Here is a 22,888-nt window from a genome sequence, read left to right as displayed (position 1 = left end):
CTTATCGTGGCCAGCGACTCTGCACCATTCGCTACCGGAGCTTGAGGAGCTCGATGAGCTCGTCGGCGTTGAGCAACTGGCCGGCACGCCTGTATGCCGGCGAACCGCGGCGGGCCTCGATTTCGGCATATTTCTGCAGCATCTCGCGATAAGTCGACACCGTGTTGGCGTGAGCGTTCAGGGATCTGTCCCTGAACTCCTCAAAGCGCCCGAGCTTTTCGACCATGAATTTGGCCATCGACATGTAGCGTCCCTCTTCGTTCCCGTCGAAGCCGTCAAACTTGGGGTTTTTCCCCCAGTACTTCACCTGGTCCTCGACGCGCTGCCTGTCTTCGGGACTGAGCTTCTCATATCCCCATTCAATGGCTCGCCACATCGCCATCGTGTCGACCACGAAGTCGAGCGCCTCGGGGTCGTCGACCTCATCGTGAAAGATGCCCGACATTTCCCATTCCAGGCCCCAGAAATGGCCTCCGTAGATGGCGCTCTGAATCAACTCGACTGACTTCATGTCCTCGTAGCCTTTATGCTGGCGCAGGACTTCGGCTAGCATCCACATGATCAGTTTTTCAGAGCTGGTCGGCCGGAAGGCCTTGCGCCGACCAGCCTCAAGCCCAGTATACACCAAGGTGCGGATGGCCTCTGCCCGCGAAGGGAGGTCACGCTGCTCTCCCCGCCAAGCATCGATCCGGTCAATCGTGCTTTCATCGAGCCTGAGCTCGAATCGCTCGGTTTTCACCATTTCTACCTCCAATCAAGTCCGTACCGAATCCATATCGTACGGACATTGTACGTAAGACACGGTGAAAGGCAAGCATCGCCATCTCGCATGTCGTTACTTGGGTCAGGACGGGGGCGCGTCACACCCCCCACGGCTGGCATGCCGGCCGGTGCCTGCACCTCCGGCATGTGGCTAGGCGCTCGTCGGGACCCTCAGGGAACAGGCGAGTCGATCAGAGTGCAGGTGTCAGGATCCGGGCCGTAGTACTGCGCGAACTGTCGCTCGCCAAGGCGATCAGTGCAGCATTTTCGGATTTCCCGGTAAGCCATTTGAAATCGTAGCGGAAAGGTCCCGGCTCGAGGACCCATTGCAGGGCGAGATCGAACACGAGCATTCCGCCAAAGAAGGTGTTGACCAGTTTCTTGATGTTTTCGGGGCTCCGGCCGCGCACGGCGCGAGGAAAGATCTGCTCGGTGTCACCTCTGTCCTGGAAGAGGGACAGATGGGTGACGAACAGCGATCCGGCCTCAGGGTTGAAGTTGTCTCCCGCCATCCAGATGCCCGGCCAACAGAAAAATTCGGGACTGCGCTGCTTGTCTCGGCAAAAAGCGATGAAGTGCGAGACCAGGACCCGGACAGGCATGTTCACACCGGCATAGTTGAACGTACGATGCTCCTCCATCAGGGCATCGACAGGGCCCTTGTCGCCGAGCAGCCCGACCACGGCAGCAAGTCCCGTCCGCGGATCATCGTATCCGCATCGCTCGCTCAGTCGCGCCGCGACGTGCTCATACTCCTGAGCGGAGAAATTTTGCACCGCCTGGGCGAGCTCGGGGGTTTCGGCTGCGGCCAGGCAAAGTCTTGTGAAGCGCGCGCCAGGATCAACGTCGCGGATAAAGTCCTCGAAGAACTCGATGTCGAGCGGAAACCCCCTCGTCGGGTTGATTGCCAGATCGCAGATCAGCAGAAACAGGCCGACGATCGGGCTGTCATACCGTTCGGGCCATTCTGTCCCAGTAAGCACCAGGAACAGTTCAAACGAGTCGACATAGACGGGCGCAAAGTAGCCTTGCTCGCGATACGTCTGAAGCAGCTCGGGACCGCCTGACGATGCCAAATACTGAATTTGGCAAAAGCGGGCCTGGCCTTCGAATATCTGCTGGATGCCGATGTCGGCGTAAGGTGGGCGCGCACCGCGATGGAAGCCTTCAATCCGGCTGAGTTGAAGTTTGAGGAATTGTGCATCCCAGCGACCGGGGTCGGGAAATTGCCCTTCCGCGAAGTCACAGGACCCGTTGATCGCGTGGACGATCTCACCATAGGTTTTGAGGTAGCTGTGCCCGACGCTCTGAAAATAGGGCGTTTGCTCCAGCGAGAGGATCGACTTCGGCGACCAGGCAAGTTGCTTGTAGAACTTGATGTCGAGCGCGTTGTTGACGGCAATATTGGCGGCGGCGAGCACCGGATCAGAGTGCGTCCGACCGTCGAGCATCGCCCTGTGCGCCCAAGCCTTTACAGGTTTGGCGACGCCGGCGCCCCGCGCAAAGGTCTGAAGAGACGTCATGCTGCCATAGATTTGCGCCGGGTACGCCAGGCTGAGGATGAGTCCCGCAGTGGACCCCATGTGCTGCCACCAATGCACGGTTTCGTGCAGATAGGTCGAGTAGGCTTGGTACAGTTCGGCTGCGTCATGACCCTCGGTGTCGCGCTGGGTGAGCGCGTCGACAAGCTCATGGGCGCGGGGACTGAGGCGCAAGACGAAATGTTCCGTCGTGTAGCTCCCGTGGCCTGCCAGCGTGGCGTCGAACACCAGTGGATCGTTGGCTGGGTTGAGCAGATACGGATCGAGATGGGAGAACAGGGACATGGGAGAACTGTAGCAGAGATTGCCTACGGAAGCGGACAAACGCCGGGCTACCAGGCGATCGGCCTGACGGCACGCCACGGCGGTGCAGGTCGGCCTGGAATTCGTCAGTCCGGAGGCGCCAATCGGCGTATTCCCTTGCGCCGTACTCCTTCGCATGGACCGACCGGGCGTCTTCGTGGGCGAGACACCGAAAAAAGCGGGGCCTGACGAAAAGAATAGTTCGCTGGGGCGGCGCGCTTAAGGGTGTGGGTTGCCGAGCGGATCCATGCCGAGCGCCAGCCTGACGCTCTCTCGGATGCTTTCAGTCATCGCCAGCAGAACTTCCGGTCGGATGTCTCCGGGCTTTTCAACCACCATATAGCGCACACGCACATAATCGTTCTTGTCGGCCAGAGTTTTGGCTTGGCTGACAGTTCTGGCAGGCAGGACCAGGCCTGAACCTTGAGCGGCCACAGCCATCTCGTGCAGATTGTGCCCCAAGGCCCGCAAAGCCTCAATGTCTCGGCCCGCGCTGCGGAGGTAGCATTTCAGGAAGAGTTCGCACGCATGGTAGCAAAGCAACCTGGTCGGTCCCGACGTCAGACCGCGGCGACCGGCATCAACGGCCTTCGCGGCCTGCAAAAAGGAGTCGGCGAGCAGGAAAATACCGAACGGGGTGGCGCCTTCCGATTCTGGGATCATGCAGTCCAGTTGATTTTGGTGTTCTGGAGTCTCAAGTCGAAGTGCCCCCGACCGATATGACGCCGTTCGATTGAGATTCTCCGTGCATGGCACGACTCCCGGTGGGCCTTGGACGTGACGGCAGGACTTGAACCTGGGACCTCCTCGCCCCTAGATAGCGGTGTCACGCACCACCCAGGTCGAAAGCGAGGCGCTCTATCCTCTGAGCTACGCCACGATCTGCCTATGCATCGTTGTCCACGACCAGCTGCGGCTTCTTACGCTTCAACCGGTTCGATCTCTCCTCGGCCGCCTTCTTGATCTCGGCGGCCTTTTCCAGCGCAAACGGCTTGGCGGCCTCGATCAGGCCATCGAAATGATAGCGGTTCGTCATGCTGCCATTGGGCGTGTTGCGCCGTTCCTCCCGGCCAAGAAGTTTAAGGGCCTCGAGGGCGGCAATGCGTTTCTGAATGGTGCGGGGCGTCACCCCGATCGCCTTGGCGATGGTTTCGACCGAGGGGTGGGGAAGGTTGTCGGGCAGCCACCAGTACTGGACCAGGTGGATGATGATGTTCATGTCGAGCGCATCGAGGCCGAGAGCCTGCTGCTTCTCGATGATGATGTTGGGGAAAGCGCTCCAGCCCGTGGCCATGAGTGCCTTGGTCCACTTCTTCTCGTTGGTGCGTAGCTTGTCGACGTCTGCCTTGGCGGTTTCTGGCTGGGCCATCTGAGGCTCCCTGTGATGAACTGCGCCTAGATATGGTGGTTTCCCGTGATGACGCAAGGGCATTGGGGACGGTTCTGCATTCAGGGGGAGGGTGTTTCAAGGTTCGCCCGGCCTATGTCCCTGGATTCAGGGGCCGGGGAACCGCGCTGCACCCAAAGAAGAGGACTTGATAATATGAAGTGCCGATCAGACGAACCGTGCTATATGCAAGCGATAAGATAGGGACCCCCCGACCAGAGGTTCACCCGGGGTGTTGACAAAGAGAGCGTCAATACCCATACTTTGGGCGTGAGCATCGCTCCGGGGTTGGCGCCAGGCGCCAGCCGAACTTTTCAAAACGAAGGCCCGGCTAGTCCGGGTCTTTGTTTTTTATCCGTTCAAAGCAGCTGTATTTGATGCCGCAGGATGCCAGGTCCTCGGGCTGCAGGTGCGCGTCGATGAGACGCTTGTGGTCCATCAGGGCCCTGTAGGGCCGGTAGGACGGGTCATAGCCGCCCTTGGCCATCGGATAGAGGTAGAGATCGGCGATCTGCAACATCGGCGTGGCTTTGGTTCTGCCGCGGGGCTCCCCGCGCACGATGTCCCTGAACTCCTCGGCAGTTAACGACCCGTAGCTGGCGGAGTTGGCGCCGTCGAACGGCATCCCCTGCGTCTTCAGGATCCGCGTGTAGGCCACCAGGTCGCGGTCCTCGGCTTTGCCGGCGCGCTCGAAGAACACGCGCAGCTTGCGGTCCTGGCTGCGGGCATATTTGGCGGCGCGCTCGATCAGGATGCAGTAGGCGGTCTTGCACATGAACCAGAGCTGGTCCCGGTACCGGTCGCGGTAGCGGGCAACATAGCCCGGTCGGTCGATGACCGCGGCGATGCCGATCACGGGCAGCCCAAGCAGCATCCCCTGCAAGTCTCCCAGGAATTCAAAAGCGGACTCCGGCTTCTTCAGCCAGCCGAAGTCGCCACGGCCGCCCCGGATCGCCCAGGAGTGGAGCGGGTAGGTGATGCCGTGCTTCTGGCAGAAGGCCTTGTGGCGGGCATAGAGCTCATCGACGTCTTCCTCGTTGATGAGGATGCCGCCGAGGGCGAAATAATCCATTTCGTCCCGGCGCTTCTCTCTGGGCTCTCGGTCTGGCTCACGGCTGCCGCTGTCATCGAGGTAAAGGTGGATTTCGCGGTCGGTCACGGGCAGGCTTTCAATTTCCGCACCAGCTTGGCTCAAAAACCTGAACCTGTACAGCTTGGCGACACTCGTGCGCGCCACAGGGAACGTTGCAGCTCAGGCCGATTTCATCTGCACCATCAGCGTCTCGCAGCTGAGGGTGAGTTGGCGGGCATATGCCTTCGAGGCGTCAAGCGTGGCTCGCTTGGTGACGCAAAGATCAGGTAGCCCGCATGCACGGCGGCGAGGATGCCGAGGGCCGCAAGCTTTCCATGGGTTAGCTCGGCAAACGATCCTCGTCGACATCAACATCCGCGCCGCCGCCGACGATCCCGAGGACGACACCTACGACGTTGCCCAGGATCTCAAGAGGCGCCTCTCCCGCGACGACAAGGGCCGGCTCTACGTCGACGCCTTCCTGCTCTCGCACCCGGATTCCGACCACGTGACCGGGCTCACGACGCATTTCCACCTCGGCCCGCCCGAGGATTTCCCGGAGGGTGACGAGAACCTCATCCTGATCCGCGAAATGTGGTCGTCGCCGATCGTGTTCCGGCGCGCCAGCAAGCAGCACAAGCTCTGCGACGAGGCCAAGGCGTGGGCCACCGAAGCGCGGCGCCGGGTCGCGCTGTTCAAAGAGAAGGGCCTGACCGGCACCGGTTCAGGCGACCGCATCCTGATCCTCGGTGAGGATAAAGACGGCAAGACCGATGATCTCACGGACATCCCGGTCAAGCAGGACGGCCTGCTGACCGCAGCTGACCGCGTGAACACGGGCCAGTTCGAAGGCCGCCTGCTGGCGCCGATGTACGTCGACGAAGACGACAAGGAGCTGATCGAAGTCCTCGAGAAGAACAACTCCTCGGCGATCGTGCGGTTCTCCATCGCCGGCGACGGCGTGGCCGACCGCTGCCGCTTCCTGACCGGTGGCGACGCGGACGTCTCCATCTGGGACCGGCTGTGGCAGCGCCACAAGGACAGTAACAAGGACTGGCTCAGCTACGATGTCATGGAGACGCCGCACCACTGCTCCTGGCGCACCCTGAGCCACGACCGCTGGTCCGAGATGGGCGAGAAGGTCAAGGTGTCCGAGGACGCCAGGAACGCACTCTCCCAGACCCGTGACGGCGCCATCATCGTCGCCTCCTGCAAGCCCATCAAAAAGGACGACGACAACCCGCCTCATGAGCGGGCCAAGCGGGAATATGTCTCGATCACCTCGGCCGAACGCTTCATCTGCACGACCGAGTATGCCGATGAGCACGACGGGCCGGTCGAGTTCAACATCACCGGCGTCGGCACATCCAAGCAGCTGGCGCTGACCCCGAAAAAGGCCGCCTCGATCGCCGGCGTGACCGGAGTGACGACGACGCCCAGATCCCACGGCTGAGCCATGGCCTCGGCAGACATGAAGCGGCACGCGGAACACTTTCTGCGTGTCGCAACAGAGATTCCGCAATGCCAGCGCTGTGGCCTGATCGCCGTCGGTGACGACGTGGCGACCCTGTTCCTTGATCTGGCCGTGGAGATGCCAACGCACTGGCACGCCAAGGGCACCGCCCCTAACGGCGTCCTGCCGGTCGAACGCGTTGAGGTCCTGCTTGGCGCTGACTACCCGTGGCGGTGCCCCACCTTCACCCTGCGCAAGGGCTTTCCGCGCAACCTGCACCATCTGACGCCCGGCTCGGAAAACGTGTGTCCAACCCCCTGTCTTGTGGATGGCAACCAGGACGAATATTTCAATCAGCACGGCCTGATCGAACTCGGCATCGGGGCCATCGTCAACCAGATGGGCGTTTGGCTCGGTCGCGCAGCAATTGGCACCTTGATGGATCCGGATCATGGCTGGGAACCCGTGATGCGCCAAGGCCTGCCGGACCGGCTTATTATCGATGCGGACTTCGCCCGAAGCCAGATCACCGACAAGTCCGGCTCGGTATGGCTTGCTACCAAATTCATGAAGGGCAAGGATCTCGCTGGCAAAAGGTCCTACACCCTCTCGGCGCACAATGAATTTGCCGCTGCCGTCGGCAACATGTCTGCTTTCCCCTTTGAGGCCGAAAGCGAAGGACGCTACAGCGGCATCACCGCGACGGTGCTGATCTGGCCGCCAAATGGCGCCATCACAAGTGCGGTGCTGCCTGAGACGGTAGCGAACCTTGACGACTTGGCACAACGCGCTGAGGCCTTCGGCTGCGGCGTTGAGTTTGCGAAATTCCTCGACAGGCTCCAGCGGCGCTGGGCGGGCAAAACCGATGACGCGACCTTCCCGATCGCCGTTTTGTTTGGCGTGCGGCGACCTTTTCGGCTGATCGGGCGGGCGTCGACGATCGAGTTGCTTCTTGATTGAAATCACGGCTCCGCAGAAGCGGGCCTCGCTGTTCGAAGGGCCCAACGCGAGAGCCGCCGTTGCCATGGAGCAACTGGGTCGCACGACGCCCGCGCTTCTCCGCGCCGTGTCGGCAGCTCCCTCTTATCCGCCATTCAGCCTGGTTGGCTGCGGCAGCGTCGGATCGAAAACCGCTCTGCATCTGGCCCGTGCCGGCGCCCAGATCTTGGCCGTCTCCGACAGCAACGAGCTGCGGCCCCACAACATGGCCCGGCACGCCCTCGTGCGGCCACCCCTGCCGTGGCCGAAGGCGTTTGAACTGTCTGACGAGCTGGCCCTGCTCGGGCAGAAACCGGAAGCCCATCTGATTGACGTGGTTAGGGGCCTGAAGCGTGCGGACAATCGCCTGCTGATTTCGCCGCCCGGGACCGGCACGCTGCTCAACACGACCGCATCGAGCCTGGTGCGCGATGCCCTGTCAATGGTGAGCCCTGCCGAGCTGCCGGCACGCATGGCGGAGATCGCCCTTTTCGGGCGCGGCCGTGGCGGTTTCGTATTTCATAAGGGAAGCAACCGCAATCCGAGCCTCGCCGACCTGCAGGCGGTGCTGTCCGCGACCGTGACGCCTTATGAACGGACATTGTTGTTCGATCCCGAGTTCGGGCTGACGCAAATTCAGATCGGGGAAGGCTGCGGCTCCATGACTATGCCGATGACCGACGCGCGCCTTTCGGCGATGACCGCCATGGCCACCGAGGAACTCATGCGCCTCGCCGGCGCCAATGCCGATGGCGGAGAACTGGTCGTGGGGGTGGCAGAGCCCGATAGCCCATCGACAAGTTGGCGCCGCCTCTCCGTGTCAAAATTCCTGGAAATCCCGGTCGAGGGCAGCGAATGGACTTTGCGTCTGTCGTCGCACGTCGCCGGCATGATCCGCGAAGAGACCGCGCGGTTTCCCAATGTCGAGACGGGAGGCCTTCTGATCGGCTCCTGCAGTTCTCTCATGAAGACTGTCACGGTGGTCGACCTGATCGAGGCGCCAGAAGACAGCGTGAGGACGCCGACGCTGTTCGTGCTTGGAACGAAGGGCATGAAGAATCGATCGATGCCCGTTTCGAGGAAAGCGGCCGCTCGCTGCTTGATGTGGGTACCTGGCACAGCCACCTCGCCGAACAAGGTCCCTCGCCCACCGACCGCAAGACGGCCAAGCAGGTCGCCGTGGAGCGAGCGCCGCCGGCCATCCTTTCTCATTGCCACTCCAGCCACGTACCATGCCATCATGCATCAGGACGCGCCATGAACGATTACCTCGACGCCTACTCCATCAAGGCGCGCCTCGCGCCGGCAGCTCTGGCGATTGCCCCGGTCATTGTCCTGATTGTGCTGGCCTTCAACTGGGTTCAGCCGAGCCTCCCCGAGGCCATCATCGGTCTCGCCGTCATGGTCCTGTTCTTCGCTGCCTCGAATGTGGCCCGCCGCCTGGGCAAGAGGAAGGAGAGACAGCTGTTCGCGACGACCGGCGGGAGACCGGAAAATCGCGAACTGAACCACCTGGATAAGACACTCGACGAGCGGACCAAGGACCGCTACCGCAAATTCCTCGCCAAGCAGCTCGAGCAGCCGGCGCCGACGCGCGACATGGAAGTCGAGGACCCCGACGAAGCGGCTGCGTTCTATGTGCAGTGCTACAACTGGCTGCGCGAGAACACCCGCGACACCGAGAAATTTCGGATTCTTTTCAACGAGAACATCGCCTACGGCTATTACCGCAATCTCCTGGCGCTGAAGCCCTATGGCATCGTGCTCAATCTGCTGACCATCGCCGCCGCGGCCGCAATCATCTACTACAAGCCCGATTTCGCTTGTTGTCGAGGTTGATCAGCGCCATGTCCCCGTTGCCCACGGGGAAAAGGTCAGTTTTGCAGGCATCTGTGTCGGTTCCTATGGTTGGCCGGAACGGGCACGCAACGGATCATTTCCGTGTGCGCGCGCCGCCGGCAACTAGCCTGTGGCTTGTCAATGGAGCCTTGGGGCACTAGAACCGACTTGCAACGGTACGGACCTGTGGTCTGGGCAGTCTTACGGCGCCACGTCCGCAGGTACGCACAAACAGAAGGCAGGCGGTGGAATCACCGTCTGCCTTTTTTATGGCACAGCGTTAAAATGAAGTAAATACGTTCGTGCAGCGCGTTGCACTGAGGGTACGATTATTTGGCAAGTTGTCAACAGGCCAATCGGACCAAAACGCCGCAGGCGGCGATGCATGGCAGGTATGTCTTTTTACATATGGTAGCGGGACCCGAGAACGCAAGTCGCGCTTCACGTTGCTCGGTCGAGGGCCAGGTCGGTGAAGCTCCAGCTGCGCACAGGCCACGTTTGAGGCGCAAGCTTCACCGTCGCATGTGTGCCCTAGCATGGAAACGTCGGACGGCAGCGCCACCATTCGTGGACAAATATCAGGCTCGCGGGCCGCTCAAAACATTGCTGCCCGCCCGCGTCGCTCAGGGCACCACGTTCAAGCCGACGCATCCGGACGCGGACGATGCCTACGAATGGATGGGACTGGAGGCCCGAAAAGAGATCTTTGCGCTTTTGGATGCAGCAGTAGCCGATCCTGCCGCAACGGTCAGCATGGTCGCCTACGACATGAGCGAAAGCGAAATCATGGACCGCCTGTTCGCGCTCGGTCCGCGCCTCAGGATGATCATCGACGACAGCGATAAGCATGGGCTCAAGACAAGTGGTGAGACCCAGTCCGAGACACTGCTCAAGGCTTCCGCTGGCGAGGACAACGTCAAGCGGGAACGGATGGGAGGTCTCCAACATAATAAGATGATTATCGTGGATGCGGCCGTCCCGCGCGCCGTCTGCGGTTCGACAAACTTCAGCTGGCGCGGGCTCTATGTTCAATCGAACAACGCCTTGCTGTTAACGGGCGCTCAAGCCGTCGCCCCCCTCAAGGCTGCGTTCGAGGCCTATTGGAAAAAGGATGGGTTCGCCAACGGTCCCTCACCCGACTGGCATCCGCTCGGCTTGGCGGGCATTGATGCCAGCATCACCTTTTCTCCCCATGACACAGCCCGTGCCCGCCTTGCGGAAATCGGCCAGGATGTCGAAAAGGCCCAGGCCTGCCTCCTCTATTCCCTGGCTTTCCTGAGCATCACAGGCGGTGCTGTAACCGACGCCGTGGAAGCGGCTACCAACAGCCCGGTTTCACCTACGGCATTTCCGACAACAACACCGGTGTCACCGTTCATAAGCCCAATGGCAACACTGCACCCGTCTATTTCGCTCGCCTCAACAAACACGTGCCGACGCCGTTTAAGGTCGAACCTTACACCGGCATCGGGCCAAATCTGCACCACAAGTTTGGTAATCGATTTCAACACACCTGACGCCCGCGTGTGGACCGGTTCTTACAACTTCAGCAAGCCCGCTGACCTTCAGAACGGAGAGAACCTGCTCCTCATCCGCGACCAAAAAATTGCGACATCGTATATGGTCGAAGGGATACGCATCTTCGACGACTACCATTTCCGCGTCACCCAGGAAGACGCTGCAGAGGCCAAAAAGACATCGTCCTTGCAAAAGGCGCCTACGGCCGGTGAAGACCCATGGTGGGCTGAGGACTATACAGACCCGTTCAAGATCCGAGACCGTGAGCTGTTCGCATAGAGCTACTCTTGCGCCAGAGCCCGGTTCTCAGGGGTTGGCAGGCACATTGCGATCTTTCAGGGTCTCAATGAGCTCCCGCAGAATGGCATTCGTTTCGTCCTGCCTGCGGCGAACTTCCTCGACAATTCTTCCGGTCGCCTGATCGTCGCGCTCCTTGAGCGCCTCAATTAGTTTCTGGTTGTCAGCGCTAGCCGCCCGATCGGCAGAAACCACCTCCCGCGTGAGAGCCTCGATCGCCGGAACGGTGCGATTTGGCGAAAAGTAATCAACGACCATCGGGGCGAAGGGACTCAGCGTGGCGATCACGAGCGCAAATACGCCGACAAGAATTGCTTTTTTGGCTGAACTGTCGGTCTGGCTGGAGGCCTCTTCGAACTTTCCTATAAAGGTCGTTGCCTGGGCTTGAATATCGTTGCCGATCCGCGCGGCGTTTGTCATGACATCCAGCATGCTTTCAAACTTCCGTTCGATTTCTGCCAGCTGCGCATTCGTGTCCAGAATGGGGTTTCTGGGCATCTGGAAATCCGGCATTCTAGGGGCCGAAATAGCTCGCTCGGTCAATAGCCCCCCGGCATCCGGCTTCGAGATTGAATCGAGCAGTCGCCTTTGGCCTTCCACCTGATCCAGTATGGACCTCATTGCAGGCGACGGCTGTGTGAGCGATTCAAAGCGCTTCCGAAGCGCCTCCGCCTCCTTCGAGGGCCGGAGCAAATCACTGAACTTGTCTTGCTGTTCCTGCAGGCGGATGGCCAAGTTTTTAGCAGGATTTACGTGTGACCCAATACCTGCAAGTGTTTTTGCAATCTCGCTCAATGGCTTGGCACCACTGCCGGTGCTTACCTTAAGGTCCTCAAGCTTGATGGGCTTGGGAGAGTCGGGAGAATCGTCACTCATCAGTCATGGTCCCCATGGGATAGCGCCGGTTAGATATAGGAATCCGGAGAACACAGTGCCAGTTCGAATGGCCCATCTCGCAGGCATGCACTCCGACAACCCACCGCCATTCCGGTGGTCTAAATCGGCAGCTTCGGCGCAATGTCGGCGACGAACAAGCGAAGCGCCATGGCGATCTCGCTGAATTCCTCCGCGGTGAAAGAGACCGTTTCCCCCAAGGCGAAGACACGAATACGCAAGTCTCTTTTGATTTTGATCGTCGCGCCCTTTTCAAAGTACTGGTTCTTGTGAACCTCGATCTCTTCCCCGTCGCTGACGGTAGAACATTTCAAACGGGGCAACTTCAGGCTAAGGGCCCCCGCGCCTTCGTCGCAGTCAATATGACCTACAACGCCATTGCGATGTTCCAGACAGTTCCGAGCCCTCTGAAGCGAGCGGTACTCCTCAAAGAAATCGAGCTTCGTCGCCAATTGCGCCTGCACGGCCAGCAGCAAATCTGGAAAATTGAGACTCGACGCCTTCTTTTCCGCCGCGAGATAAATGTCCTCGAACTCGCCCCAGGTCTCGACCTTGCGTCCTTCCCTCAAACCAAGCGTGTAGATGTAGGCTTGCTCGAGCGTAGCCCTCAGCCCCCTGGCCAGTTCCTGAAACGCCTTCCCCAATATCCACGCGCGATAAGCTAGCTTGGCCTTGGCTTGATCGGCGTGAGGCACGAAGCTCAGCCCGGAAAACCCGTCCCGAGGTAGATCGTTGAGATCTGTAGCCTCGATCGCTGACGTGCATACGGCCACCATTTCAGTCGCCAAGCGGATGGCCTGAAGCGCCGGCGCGATCACGCCGTCGCCGTTGAGGGTGACCGTTACACTGGGTTTGTCTTCTTCCGTCACGGCGTCAATGAATCCGTGTCGGCGATGCCGTCGCCCGTGTCGTGATGCCAAGGTAGGCTAATCTGCATGGGGCCATTTGTGCTCCATGGATTTAGCTTCACCACCTTAATTTTAGCTTTTGCACCCTTTTTCGGGCCGCAACTGCAGCCGCTTTTGTACTCCAGGTGAGTTGCTCGGCGGGGCCAAATGATTCACCGATTGGGGTCTGGGGTAAACGATCCCCTCCAGGCATTTTGCTGGTAACGACCCTTATTCTTTCACCCTGTTCGAGCGCCGCGATGTTGTCCAAAGCCGCACCCAGGCGAAATTCCATGACGTTCAGCATGTGCTTAACCCGCTCTTTGTCCGTGGTAGAGGGGAATGTCCGGCGGCCTTCGGAAAACGCTTGAGTTATGTCATCAAATTTCGCGTCTGTAGCCATCGCAAATAAGTCCTGTAGGAAGATGCGGTTGCGCCGTCCGGCCTGTAACAATCCGGGGGCACGGCGAGCATAGATCTTCTCGACCAAATCTGAGCAAAATGACGTTCGACTTGCCGCGTATTGCGAAAAACCCAGCAGGTAGTCATATCGCTGATAGCAAAAATAGAAGAAGTCATAAAACCAAGCACTTTGCTTGCTGATTTCGTGCTGGAGGGCGTCCAACGCGTTCTTGAATGACGGCTTTGGCCTCGCTCTCGGAAGTATGGAGGGTCGACGTAGGATGCGGAACTCTCCGGGAGCTAAGCTGTCGAAAATAGCTGACTCGGCGGCAATCATCACGCCGCTTTCTGGCGTTGCATCGGCCCAAATCCCGGAACCGACACAGACCATAACATGGGAGAATCGGGCCCCGTGCCTTCCAAGCGCTTTCTGCCCGATAACAATCAGCCGGCTCAACCAATCATGTTGATGAACGAACGCTATGTCGCCCACCTCGGAAAATGTGACGCCGGGAGGGATCGCCATTTAACGCCAATACGAGCGGCTTATGTAGGTGAGTGCAAGGCTTGTGAGAAACGCCACCAGCGCAACTGTCGCATAGATGAGGGCAGGGCTGGAAGTCGCGGCCGCTTCCGGCTTCAGGAGGGCGATGACCAGAGGATCGATTTTGCTGAACGCGTATCCGCTCAGAAATCCGTAAACGAGCTTTCCTAAGCTGGCAAACGCTTCGCGTTCACCATCCCCGTAAGGTGATATGAATATTCCGGCTGCCCATCCAAGGGATGCCCCGAGGGTGCCGCTGAGGAGACATGGGTAAAACAGTTCAGGCCTACTCGCATCGTAGTTCTTGGCGAACATAAAGAGGCATCCAAAAATCAGGATACTGGCGATCAAACCGACTATAAGATCTGAGCCATCGCCCCATTTTCCCCTTTCACGCCTGGCGCGCCGCTGATTGTCTGAGATCCTGGCGCGCTCATCTTCTGACAGTTGAGATGTCGACGGACTCGATAACTCAGCCATGACCCCCCTACGTCGTCTCCCGGTGGCCAGGCTTGCCTTGATCCAGCAATCAACGGCCTTGCTGCGTCACCCGCCGACGGAGCAGCTAGGGAAGACGATGCCTGCGGTTTCGGGGATTGATAAAGCGGCTTGAACGTCCTGAACAAGCGTTCAGATGGGATGCTACAGGTCAGCCCAGGAGTGCGAACGGTTTAGAAGAAGTGTGCGGACGGGCGGCGACGCGCTAGCCCGGTGATGACGACCCGAAAGCGACCGTTCTTCAGAAAGTAAACCGGCAGGGTCTGGTGATCGAGTGCTCCGGTTATTCCGATACGGCAAGAACATTTTCCGTTTTTTATGCCTGTAAGCGCGCCGGCCATTGACCCGATGTTTCGAGCATGTTTCTAATAGAGTGAGGGTGTAATCTCGGTAAGTATTTCAATCGGTAGTGTTTGAAATACTAGGGATGGGGGAAATGCCATGTCGGGGCAATATACGGCTCCGCCTGTTCGCCGGTTGCGGGTCTATGCCTTCGACCCGCAGGCTTCTACGTCGGCTGCGACTGCAGGCGTTAATGTTGCAACAATTAAAATACCTTGGGAGCAGAGCTGGGAGGAAGAAATTCAGCCCGGCCCCATCAATGACTACCTTGAAGTTATTGATATCGATCCGGTCAGCGGCCAATTTTATGAGCCGGTGGACCTCAATCACCCCTACCTCCTGGCTCAGGACGGCTTGGCCCCCTCGGAAGGCGATCCCCGCTTTCACCAGCAGATGGTGTTCGCCGTTGCAATGAAGACTATTCGAACTTTCGAACGGGCGCTTGGCAGGAGAGTCTTCTGGGCTCCGCGTCGCGTTCCCAACGGGCGAAAATACGAGCCGGTCTATAAATTGCGTATCTATCCCCATGCCCTTCGCGAGCCCAATGCTTATTACAGCCGGGAAAAGAAGGCCCTCCTGTTCGGCTATTTTCAGACGTCCGCGCACAGCGCCGGCGCCAAATGGGTGTTTACCGCGCTTTCGCATGACATCATCGTTCACGAGGTCACGCATGCTATCCTGGATGGACTTCACCGGCGGTTTGCTGAACCGACCAGCGTAGACAGCTTGGCGTTCCACGAAGCCTTTGCCGATATCGTCGCTCTGTTCTCACATTTTTCGCTTGAGGAAGCAGTCAGCGCCCAGATTGCGAAAGACGGCGGTAGCCTCGACAACCGCTCCCTCCTCAGCGGCCTCGCCCGGCAGTTCGGCGAGGCTACCGGCCGGGACGGAGCCCTTCGCGAGGCGATTGACGATCACAGTGGCGCTGCGCCCGTGATCTTGCGCGACGACATGACGGAGCCTCACGAACGCGGCGCGGTCCTGGTGGCGGCCGTTTTCGATGCTTTTCTGTCGATCTATGAGAACCGCACCGCTGATCTGCTCAGAATCGCCGGCATCAGACCCGGCATTGGTCCCGACCAGAACCTCCATCCAGACCTGGTCAAACGATTAACCCGGGAGGCGAGCAAGGCGGCGGAACACGTGATGCGAATGTGCATCCGCGCCCTCGACTACCTGCCGCCAGTAGACGTCCGCTTTGGCGATTTTCTCCGGGCAATCATAACGGCGGACTATGACCTGGTGCCCGATGACGTGCTTAATTATCGGCTCGCCATCATAGAAGGGTTTCGGCGGCGCGGTATCATCCCGGAGGGCTGTCTCTCTTTGGCTGTCGACAGTTTGTTGTGGGAGGCGCCGGTCCATCATCTGGCGGCCGATTATGACGATTTGGACCTGGATTTGGAGCCAAAATTCGATCGGACGACGGCAATCAAGGCCGCTGAGGAGAACGCGGAGAGCGTGCATTGGTGGATCCTGGGATCGGAGAGCTTTCGGACCACCGAGGATAAGCCATGGCAAGAGGTGTGCGGAGTAGTCTTCCGACGAGGTTTGATCTCGTATGACGACCGCGAGACGATACTGAGCCGGCCAGGGGACCCGAAGGGATTTGCTCCGCCCGTGGAAATTCATTCTGTAAGAACCTCCCGGCGAACAGGACCCGACGGCCAGGATCTCCGCCAACTTATCATTGAAATTGTACAGCAGCGGCGCGGCTTCTACGATCAGAACGAACAGGAGCTTCAAGACAAGCACGGCGATAACCCGTCGGGCGCGGACTTTGTGTTCCGCGGTGGTGCCACACTCATCTTCGACCTTCGGGAGGGTCACCTGCGTTACGCAGTCCGAAAGCGAATTAGTGACGATGCCCGGCTGGAGCAACAACGCGATTTCCTTGCGGGTTACCGCTTCGGCTCGACTGCGTTCGGTTATGGACTGCAAGGGGGATCGACCGGCACTGCGTTGGACGAACCGTTCGCTCTGGTGCACCGGGGAGGTTAGGTGTGGGGATATTGAAGCTCTTGAGGATCAGGATGTATCGCGGCATCTTGGGCGATTGCTTCCTCATTCGCACCACGTTGGACGACGGCGGCGCGGAGTTGGAGCGATCCATACTTATAGATTGTGGGGTCCTCCAGAACGTTGCCGCTGGAGCCGATCTGATCGCCAAACTTGACCCGAAGGTCGTGAACCGGATCGGTAAAAAGCGCCTGTCCGAAGTTGAGGCAGGCCCGGCCCGCATTTCAGCGATCGCGAAAGACGTCCTGAAGACCGTCGGCAACCGGATCGACCTGCTGGTCATAACCCACGAGCACTACGACCATCTGTCCGGGTTTGCGTTCGAAAAAGGCGCATTCCTTGACGGTGCGGTTTCCATCGGCCGGCTTTGGATGGCTTGGACCGAAAACCTGAAAGATCCGCAGGCTCAGGTCCTAAGGGCACGATTTTCGAAGGGAAAGCAGGCTTTGGCGGCGGCGGCCACGCTGGCGCAAGGCGATGCGCATCCCGGCTTGCGAACGGCAGCGGCGCTTGCCGCTTTCGCCGGGCCAGTCGCCATAAACGGGCTAGGTGCATCGGGCGTCTTCGGGACGGCCGAAATCATGCAAATGCTGAAGGATAAAGCTGGTGCCGATTCAACATCTTATCTTGAGCCTGGACAGGTCATTGACCTCGACGAGTTCAATATCAAGGCCTTTGTTCTTGGCCCGCCTCGAGATGAAGTTTTGCTGCGAAAAGACACCCCATCCAAGGGACAGGCGAAGGAGGTATATCTGACGCGTCTGGACGCCGCCGCGGCGGCGGAAAGCACAGTAAATGCCCAGCTCTCGCTTCTTGCCAATCGAACCGACACAGTCCTGCCTTTCTCGGCCGTTTACCAAAGACCCCTGAAAGAGAAAACCCGTCGCAAGAAGGCGACCAAGTCGGGGGTCCGCAAACTGTATGACGCTCCGGCCGAAAAGTGGCGTAGGATTGACAGCGACTGGACAGGCTCCATCGAAGCTTTGGCCCTGAAGATGGATTCGGATACAAACAACACCAGCCTGGCACTGGCGTTTGAACTCCCCGATGGCCAGGTATTGCTGTTTCCCGGAGACGCCCAGGTGGGGAATTGGCTGTCTTGGAATGACCAGACCTATCCTCCCGCCGCGAAGACTATGTCCTCGGGCAAACCTGTCACCGCAGAGGACCTGTTGCGCCGGACAACCTTTTACAAGGTCGGACACCATGGGAGTCATAATGCCACGGTCAAAGCGCTCGGTCTGGAGCGCATGGTCGACCCACGACTAGTAGCCGCGATACCGGTCGTAGAGGCGGTCGCGGCCATTCAAGGTAAGGGTCGAGCGGAACCTGGAAGCGGGTGGAGGATGCCGTTCGAGGAGCTTTACAAGGCGTTGCAGGAAAAGACCAAGGGACGCATCGTTCAGGGCGACGGTAATCCAACCGTCGAAAAACGAGCTTTCCGAAACAACCCGACGTCAGCAAAGCGGCCGGTCAAGATCGAACACAGCGATCTTTTTGTTGAGATGACGTTCGACCTTTCATGATGCCAGCTGCTCGGGTCGGCGGGGAATTCTCAATGGGGGGTATACGATGGTCGTTCTAATCAACGGCGAAACCAAGAAACTTGGAATTGCGCTCTCGGGGGGCGGGTTTCGTGCTGCCGCGTTCCATGTAGGGACGTTTACGGCTCTCCAGGAACTCGACTTACTCGACAAGCTTGATCTCATCAGCTGCGTGAGCGGCGGGAGCGTGGCAGGCGCCTACTTGGCGCTGAATTGGGGCAAACAGGATGTGCTGAAGGGCCTTTCGGACTATCTGCTGACAAAGTCGATCGCCGTCTCTTCGATCATCGGAGGTATCCTGGACCCCTTCGAAACACGCCTGGAGAAGCTTGGCGCAAGCTACGATCGGGATCTGTTCGCGGGTGCACGGCTATCCGCTCTCAGAGATGGTCCACGAATCTATCTCAACGCCACCAACCTGGCCACCGGCAACATGTTTTTCTTTGTTGCAGGCAAGGCATTGGCGCCCGGAGAAGACGCTGGAGAAACGATGGGGGAGCACGAGAGCGGCACCGCGAATGCGAGTAACTATCCAATCAGCTTGGCCGTGGCAGCATCCTCGGCTTTCCCGCCCGTGTTTCCCCCGCTACGGCTCAATGCCGACATCTATCCCAATTCCCTGAGCGAATACGCGACGCTGAGCGATGGAGGCATTTACGATAATCTGGGCGTGAACCCGTTGATGCGAGCGCGGCGCAATCCCGTCGATGTGTGTTTTGTAAGTGATGGCGGCAAGCCGTTCGCCGTGTCCCCTCATCCGACGGAGTCCGGGACAATCGTGCTCAAGGAGGCGATCAACATCATGATGGAGCAGGTAAGAGGTCTTCAATTTGCTCGTCTGCAATTGTCGTACGACGCGAAAAAGGGCCCGAAACCCATCTGGTTTTCAATCGACAGCCGGGTAGGCGAGGAACGGCCTGGCGACGCCGCTTTCGCCTCGCTGGTGGCAACAGATTTAAAGAGATTGGAGGCCGAAGAGCATGAGGTTTTGGTGCGACATGGTCGGGCCCTCACGATGGCACGCGTCAAATCCTATGCACCGGAACTCCTTAAGTAGCAAAGTGTCAAACGCGCCGCCTTGCCGCTTACCCGACACGGACTGCAAGGACGTTATCGTTGGATATATCGCCTCATATTCTATCCAGGACAAGCAGTCCTCAACGCCAAGTGCCTGCCGCGGCGAGATTTGTACCCTCAGTCTCTACATCAGGGACAGCAAGCTCGACTGGGACATCCAGAAGCAAATTTCAGGCACTGGCAAGGCCATCTTCGTGAAGACCTTTGGTGAGCCCGACCCCGAGACCAAGTGATGCGCCATAGTGCCTCCAAATGGCCGCTGCTCTGGGCTGTCGGCGCCGCCATTCTCATATCTGCTCCGGCAAGGGCCCAGGAAGAACCAACGCAACCGAACCCGACACTGAGGTTCAAGCTCGACCGGCGCGACGGGTGCTTCCGCTACATAGGCGATGCCTGTCGAATTCATCGGCCGCTTCAAGACCGGGAGCTACGTCGGCGTGTCCATGATCACCATCGGCCGGCCCACGACCAGCAGCCGCGACTACTCGATCTTGTTCGCGCCTCGTGCCGCTTGGGGCAGTTCAGCCTTTGTCACCATCTGTGGCCGCGTTACCCCACCTTCTTAGCAACCGGACAGAATCTCCGGAGGGCGCTGACTTAGGACCGCTGGACAGCCGCCATATGTCGTGGTCTGTCTTCCTTTTCAAGGAAGCGAAATGGAATCATTATCGGCAGCGGGACCGGGTAAGAAGCGGCTGGCGGTTTTCCTTGATGGAACCTGGAATTCCGTGTCGGACAACACCAATGTCTGGCGCTTGCGCGCCCTGTGTTCAACGAAAGACACCGGAAACCCAGCCCAGCTCGCCTACTATGATATCGGGGTGAACGGAGTCATTGGCGGAGCCTTTGGGAAGGGGCTGCTCAGGAATATCCTTGATGCCTATGAGTGGCTGGTCGAAAACTACAACGATGGTGACGACATCTTCGTGTTCGGCTTCAGCCGTGGCGCCTTCACTGCGCGTTCTCTGACAGGCTTTATCACCAAGTGTGGCCTGTTGAGGCCGGGTGCCCCGTTAAGCGTCAACCAGTTGTTCGCCCGGTACCGCCGACGCGACGCGCTGACCGTGTGGAAGCTTCATGACGACTTGGTCGCAGGCCCGCTGAAGGCCTCTGCCCTGGAAGAACGCTGGATGCTGAAATACTCCCGCCGCGTGCCGATCAAGCTGGTGGCCGTCTGGGACACTGTCGGCGCGCTCGGCATTCCCGCGTTCAGCTGGGAAGGCATCAGTCGGACCAGTTTCCGATTTCTGGACACGGGCTTGAGGGTGCCAATCGAGAATGCGTTTCACGCCCTTGCCCTCGATGAGCATCGCAACAGCTTCATGCCGACGTTATGGACGAAGAGAATCCCTACCGATCCCCAGGCGGTGATCGCACCGCCGCGTCCCTACAGCAGTGTCGAGCAGCGTTGGTTTGCTGGCGCCCACGGTAATGTGGGCGGCGGATACCCGAATGATCTGCTTGCACAGGCTCCTCTCAGCTGGATCATCGAAAAGGCCCGGTCCCACGGTCTCGCGTTCAGGAGCGACATCGAGGTGGACGACGGGGCCCTCGACGCTCCGATTTCAGACTCTTACCGGGAGTTCATGCGCGGCTCCTACGCCATCCTCAGCAAGAGGCATCTTCGGCCCATTGCATCCCCTCCCGGCCGGGACCCGGATGCGACGTACATCAATGTCAATGAGACGATTGATGGCTCGGTCTTCGAGCGGTATCGCCATTCGTCAAGCTACCGGCCCGCCAATTTGGTTGAGTGGTCGACTCGCAAGGGCGTCGATCTTGACGCGGTGATGGGTTGGGTCGATGCCGAACAGCCTGGAAAGGCGGTTGGCGAGATCCACTGACCGCTGAGTGGCGTGCAGTGCCGCCGTCTGCTTCCAGGATCTGGCCGTTCCGGCTGACATGCAGAGCGCGAAAGATGCGCCGTGGGCGGAAATGGAGTAAACGTCGTCCACCTAGATAGTAGATGCTTTGCGCTCTGCCTCAGACGGGAGGGGGAGCGCGAGGGGCGGGCCAGGGGCACGCTCGCCTGGCCTTGGCGGGTTCGATACCGGCTCGAAAGACATTCCGGACGCATTCAAGGTCGGGGCATCGCTGCCCTGACCTTGAATGCGAACCGTGCTTAGTCGGCGGCGATTGCCATACTTTCGCTTTCTACTTTGACCGTCGCCCGCAACGCTGCGGGAAGCCAGCCCTTGCCGTCCAGTTCCTTCTCGGCCTGCAAGAAGCTTCGGGTTTCGGGGCGCGTTCCACCGTCGGCCCACGACTTGCAAAAATGTTTGAGGATGCCTTCTCGCAAAAAGGAACGTCGGCTGGCAGGCCCGTGGCCCGGGACTGGGTGGCTGCCTTGGCCGAACTTGAAGCGAACCTCAAGCAGTGCTCCGCCAATTCCAGCCACTGGTCACTTGGCTCATCGCCGTGCCCTTGGTGCAAAATGGAAGGCGCCACTGGCGTCCCGCTGTTCTCAACCGTTGTTCCCGCCAGCGGGGCGACGCTTTTCGATATCGCCGGATTCCAGCGCAGGTGGACGCCATCCCGCATCCCGGGCCGGTGCCGACCGTCCCCGAGAAGAATGTGACACCAGATCCCAACGCCTTGAAGCTCAAGGGGCACGCGCGCCGCACCAACTTCCGGGCAGGAGTAGCGGCCGCAGTAGTCGGCGTCGCTGGCTTGATGATGGCGCAGATCTGGGTGCTGGGCATTGCCTTGGGGGTTTTTCTGGGGTTGAGAGGTTTCTTGAACAGGGACAGTGAGGCTGCGGAATACCGGCGCATCGCCGGCGAGGCCGCCACCCAGTGGAAAAACGCGCAAACCACGTGGATGCAGAGAGCCGGGCCGGATGCCTTCGACAGGCAAAAAACGGTGCTCGCCGGGCTCAGGCGCGAATGGGACATCTTACCTTCCAAACGGTAGCCAGGATCTCGGAGCTCGAGCGCAACCGCCGTCAGGCGCAACTGCACCGGTTCCTGGACAACTTTGAAATCTCATCGGCAAAGATCGAGAGCATCGGACCGGGAAAGAAACAGGTCCTGGAGTCGTATGGCGTCGAAACAGCGCTCGATGTCGAGAGGAACAAGCTCTACAGCGTGTCCGGATTCGAACCCAAAACGGCGCAGAAGTTGTTAAATTGGCGAAGGTCCGTCGAAGCCCGCTTTGTCTTCGATCCCTCACGCGCGATCGATCCACGCGATATCGCGCAGATTGACCAGGATATTCTCGGCGACCGCAAGCGGCTGCAGGGCGCCTTGGTTCTCGGTCTTGAGCAACTCAAGCAGACAAGAGCCCAGATTCTTGCCGCCCGTGAACACAGTCGCCCGGAAATGGAGCGGTTGGCATTGGATCAGTCGTCGGCAAACGTTGCCGCGATTTCAGGTTGAGACGGCTAACGCTGGATCGCCAATCAGGCTCGGTGGGTTTTGGCATACCTTCATCACCCCGGGTTGCGCGTCAGTGTGAAATACCCATTTCACCTTGTTGGAGGCCTCGACGATTTTGGCCGGTCGGAGCGCTGACTCGAAGGAGAGGTGAACG

20 protein-coding genes and 1 tRNA gene are annotated in these 22,888 nt (G+C 59.3%); 11 read left to right on the top strand and 10 right to left on the bottom strand.

Annotated features, from left to right (window positions below; translation table 11 throughout):
* Positions 1-31 precede the first annotated feature (31 nt).
* The 6 genes from EJ070_RS02730 to EJ070_RS02705 all read right to left on the bottom strand — a co-directional run bounded on the left by EJ070_RS02730 (position 32) and on the right by EJ070_RS02705 (position 5,152).
* Entirely contained in the window at positions 32-742 is a 711-nt protein-coding gene (locus EJ070_RS02730) for a YfbU family protein (protein ID WP_091600257.1), read from the bottom strand.
* 211 nt (positions 743-953) lie between these two features.
* A complete protein-coding gene (locus EJ070_RS02725; protein ID WP_091600258.1) occupies positions 954-2,588 on the bottom strand; it encodes a hypothetical protein in 1,635 nt (544 codons plus the stop codon).
* A gap of 237 nt (positions 2,589-2,825) precedes the next feature.
* Entirely contained in the window at positions 2,826-3,269 is a 444-nt protein-coding gene (locus EJ070_RS02720; RefSeq protein WP_091600259.1) for a hypothetical protein, read from the bottom strand.
* A gap of 109 nt (positions 3,270-3,378) precedes the next feature.
* Positions 3,379-3,486, bottom strand: a tRNA-OTHER gene (locus EJ070_RS02715).
* A gap of 6 nt (positions 3,487-3,492) precedes the next feature.
* Complete coding sequence (locus EJ070_RS02710; protein ID WP_126037961.1) at positions 3,493-3,975, bottom strand: helix-turn-helix domain-containing protein; 483 nt, start codon at positions 3,973-3,975, stop codon at positions 3,493-3,495.
* 349 nt (positions 3,976-4,324) lie between these two features.
* A complete protein-coding gene (locus EJ070_RS02705; protein ID WP_091600501.1) occupies positions 4,325-5,152 on the bottom strand; it encodes a DUF3800 domain-containing protein in 828 nt (275 codons plus the stop codon).
* 55 nt (positions 5,153-5,207) lie between these two features.
* On the opposite strand from EJ070_RS02705, the gene EJ070_RS02700 reads away from it, so the two are divergent.
* The 5 genes from EJ070_RS02700 to EJ070_RS02680 all read left to right on the top strand — a co-directional run bounded on the left by EJ070_RS02700 (position 5,208) and on the right by EJ070_RS02680 (position 11,132).
* On the top strand, positions 5,208-6,518 hold the full coding sequence (locus tag EJ070_RS02700) for a hypothetical protein (RefSeq protein WP_189350328.1): 1,311 nt from the start codon (positions 5,208-5,210) through the stop codon (positions 6,516-6,518).
* A 3-nt stretch (positions 6,519-6,521) separates the two neighbouring features.
* Entirely contained in the window at positions 6,522-7,478 is a 957-nt protein-coding gene (locus EJ070_RS02695) for a hypothetical protein (protein WP_091600498.1), read from the top strand.
* Positions 7,471-8,757: a hypothetical protein gene (locus EJ070_RS02690; RefSeq protein ID WP_126089956.1), complete on the top strand. Its 1,287-nt coding sequence runs from the start codon at positions 7,471-7,473 to the stop codon at positions 8,755-8,757. The genes EJ070_RS02695 and EJ070_RS02690 overlap by 8 nt, the downstream gene beginning before the upstream one ends.
* Positions 8,754-9,335, top strand: a complete 582-nt coding sequence (locus tag EJ070_RS02685; RefSeq protein ID WP_126089955.1) for a hypothetical protein — start codon at positions 8,754-8,756, stop codon at positions 9,333-9,335. The genes EJ070_RS02690 and EJ070_RS02685 overlap by 4 nt, the downstream gene beginning before the upstream one ends.
* 567 nt (positions 9,336-9,902) lie before the next feature.
* The gene (locus tag EJ070_RS02680; protein WP_189350325.1) at positions 9,903-11,132 is read left to right on the top strand and encodes a phospholipase D-like domain-containing protein; all 1,230 of its coding nucleotides are present in this window, start codon (positions 9,903-9,905) and stop codon (positions 11,130-11,132) included.
* Positions 11,133-11,159: 27 nt separating this feature from the next.
* On the opposite strand, the gene EJ070_RS02675 is transcribed toward EJ070_RS02680, so the two are convergent.
* From EJ070_RS02675 to EJ070_RS02660, 4 genes are all read right to left on the bottom strand, one after another.
* Positions 11,160-12,026 carry a hypothetical protein gene (locus EJ070_RS02675; RefSeq protein WP_091600494.1) on the bottom strand — a complete coding sequence of 289 codons (867 nt, stop codon included), beginning with the start codon at positions 12,024-12,026 and terminating at the stop codon, positions 11,160-11,162.
* A gap of 119 nt (positions 12,027-12,145) precedes the next feature.
* A complete protein-coding gene (locus EJ070_RS02670; RefSeq protein ID WP_091600493.1) occupies positions 12,146-12,913 on the bottom strand; it encodes a hypothetical protein in 768 nt (255 codons plus the stop codon).
* Positions 12,914-13,010: 97 nt separating this feature from the next.
* Positions 13,011-13,859, bottom strand: coding sequence for a hypothetical protein (locus tag EJ070_RS02665; protein WP_126089953.1), 849 nt, complete (start codon positions 13,857-13,859; stop codon positions 13,011-13,013).
* Positions 13,860-14,192 (bottom strand): hypothetical protein, encoded by a 333-nt coding sequence (locus EJ070_RS02660; RefSeq protein WP_091600491.1) that lies wholly within the window; start codon positions 14,190-14,192, stop codon positions 13,860-13,862.
* Between the two features lie 624 nt (positions 14,193-14,816).
* Here EJ070_RS02660 and EJ070_RS02655 point away from each other — a divergent pair.
* The 6 genes from EJ070_RS02655 to EJ070_RS02630 all read left to right on the top strand — a co-directional run bounded on the left by EJ070_RS02655 (position 14,817) and on the right by EJ070_RS02630 (position 22,734).
* The gene (locus tag EJ070_RS02655; protein ID WP_091600490.1) at positions 14,817-16,718 is read left to right on the top strand and encodes a hypothetical protein; all 1,902 of its coding nucleotides are present in this window, start codon (positions 14,817-14,819) and stop codon (positions 16,716-16,718) included.
* Between the two features lie 32 nt (positions 16,719-16,750).
* Complete coding sequence (locus EJ070_RS02650; protein WP_126089952.1) at positions 16,751-18,262, top strand: hypothetical protein; 1,512 nt, start codon at positions 16,751-16,753, stop codon at positions 18,260-18,262.
* Between the two features lie 46 nt (positions 18,263-18,308).
* Entirely contained in the window at positions 18,309-19,337 is a 1,029-nt protein-coding gene (locus EJ070_RS02645; protein WP_091600488.1) for a patatin-like phospholipase family protein, read from the top strand.
* Between the two features lie 676 nt (positions 19,338-20,013).
* Positions 20,014-21,201, top strand: coding sequence for a DUF2235 domain-containing protein (locus tag EJ070_RS02640; protein ID WP_091600486.1), 1,188 nt, complete (start codon positions 20,014-20,016; stop codon positions 21,199-21,201).
* Positions 21,202-21,880: 679 nt separating this feature from the next.
* A complete protein-coding gene (locus tag EJ070_RS02635) occupies positions 21,881-22,270 on the top strand; it encodes a hypothetical protein (RefSeq protein WP_091600484.1) in 390 nt (129 codons plus the stop codon).
* A complete protein-coding gene (locus tag EJ070_RS02630) occupies positions 22,243-22,734 on the top strand; it encodes a hypothetical protein (RefSeq protein WP_091600483.1) in 492 nt (163 codons plus the stop codon). The genes EJ070_RS02635 and EJ070_RS02630 overlap by 28 nt, the downstream gene beginning before the upstream one ends.
* The last annotated feature ends 154 nt before the right edge of the window (positions 22,735-22,888 follow it).

Origin of the sequence: Mesorhizobium sp. M1E.F.Ca.ET.045.02.1.1 (genome assembly GCF_003952485.1) — a bacterium.
Taxonomy (GTDB): Bacteria; Pseudomonadota; Alphaproteobacteria; order Rhizobiales; family Rhizobiaceae; genus Mesorhizobium.
This window is presented reverse-complemented; position numbering and strand designations above follow the sequence as displayed.

What these genes read in the sequence shown, in the direction of transcription:
- EJ070_RS02730 (WP_091600257.1), bottom strand. Translation starts at nt 742, where the DNA reads ATGGTGAAAACCGAGCGATTCGAGCTCAGGCTCGATGAAAGCACGATT.
- EJ070_RS02725 (WP_091600258.1), bottom strand. Translation starts at nt 2,588, where the DNA reads ATGTCCCTGTTCTCCCATCTCGATCCGTATCTGCTCAACCCAGCCAAC.
- EJ070_RS02720 (WP_091600259.1), bottom strand. Translation starts at nt 3,269, where the DNA reads ATGATCCCAGAATCGGAAGGCGCCACCCCGTTCGGTATTTTCCTGCTC.
- EJ070_RS02710 (WP_126037961.1), bottom strand. Translation starts at nt 3,975, where the DNA reads ATGGCCCAGCCAGAAACCGCCAAGGCAGACGTCGACAAGCTACGCACC.
- EJ070_RS02695 (WP_091600498.1), top strand. Translation starts at nt 6,522, where the DNA reads ATGGCCTCGGCAGACATGAAGCGGCACGCGGAACACTTTCTGCGTGTC.
- EJ070_RS02685 (WP_126089955.1), top strand. Translation starts at nt 8,754, where the DNA reads ATGAACGATTACCTCGACGCCTACTCCATCAAGGCGCGCCTCGCGCCG.
- EJ070_RS02675 (WP_091600494.1), bottom strand. Translation starts at nt 12,026, where the DNA reads ATGAGTGACGATTCTCCCGACTCTCCCAAGCCCATCAAGCTTGAGGAC.
- EJ070_RS02665 (WP_126089953.1), bottom strand. Translation starts at nt 13,859, where the DNA reads ATGGCGATCCCTCCCGGCGTCACATTTTCCGAGGTGGGCGACATAGCG.
- EJ070_RS02660 (WP_091600491.1), bottom strand. Translation starts at nt 14,192, where the DNA reads ATGTTCGCCAAGAACTACGATGCGAGTAGGCCTGAACTGTTTTACCCA.
- EJ070_RS02655 (WP_091600490.1), top strand. Translation starts at nt 14,817, where the DNA reads ATGTCGGGGCAATATACGGCTCCGCCTGTTCGCCGGTTGCGGGTCTAT.
- EJ070_RS02650 (WP_126089952.1), top strand. Translation starts at nt 16,751, where the DNA reads ATGTATCGCGGCATCTTGGGCGATTGCTTCCTCATTCGCACCACGTTG.
- EJ070_RS02645 (WP_091600488.1), top strand. Translation starts at nt 18,309, where the DNA reads ATGGTCGTTCTAATCAACGGCGAAACCAAGAAACTTGGAATTGCGCTC.
- EJ070_RS02640 (WP_091600486.1), top strand. Translation starts at nt 20,014, where the DNA reads ATGGAATCATTATCGGCAGCGGGACCGGGTAAGAAGCGGCTGGCGGTT.
- EJ070_RS02630 (WP_091600483.1), top strand. Translation starts at nt 22,243, where the DNA reads ATGGGACATCTTACCTTCCAAACGGTAGCCAGGATCTCGGAGCTCGAG.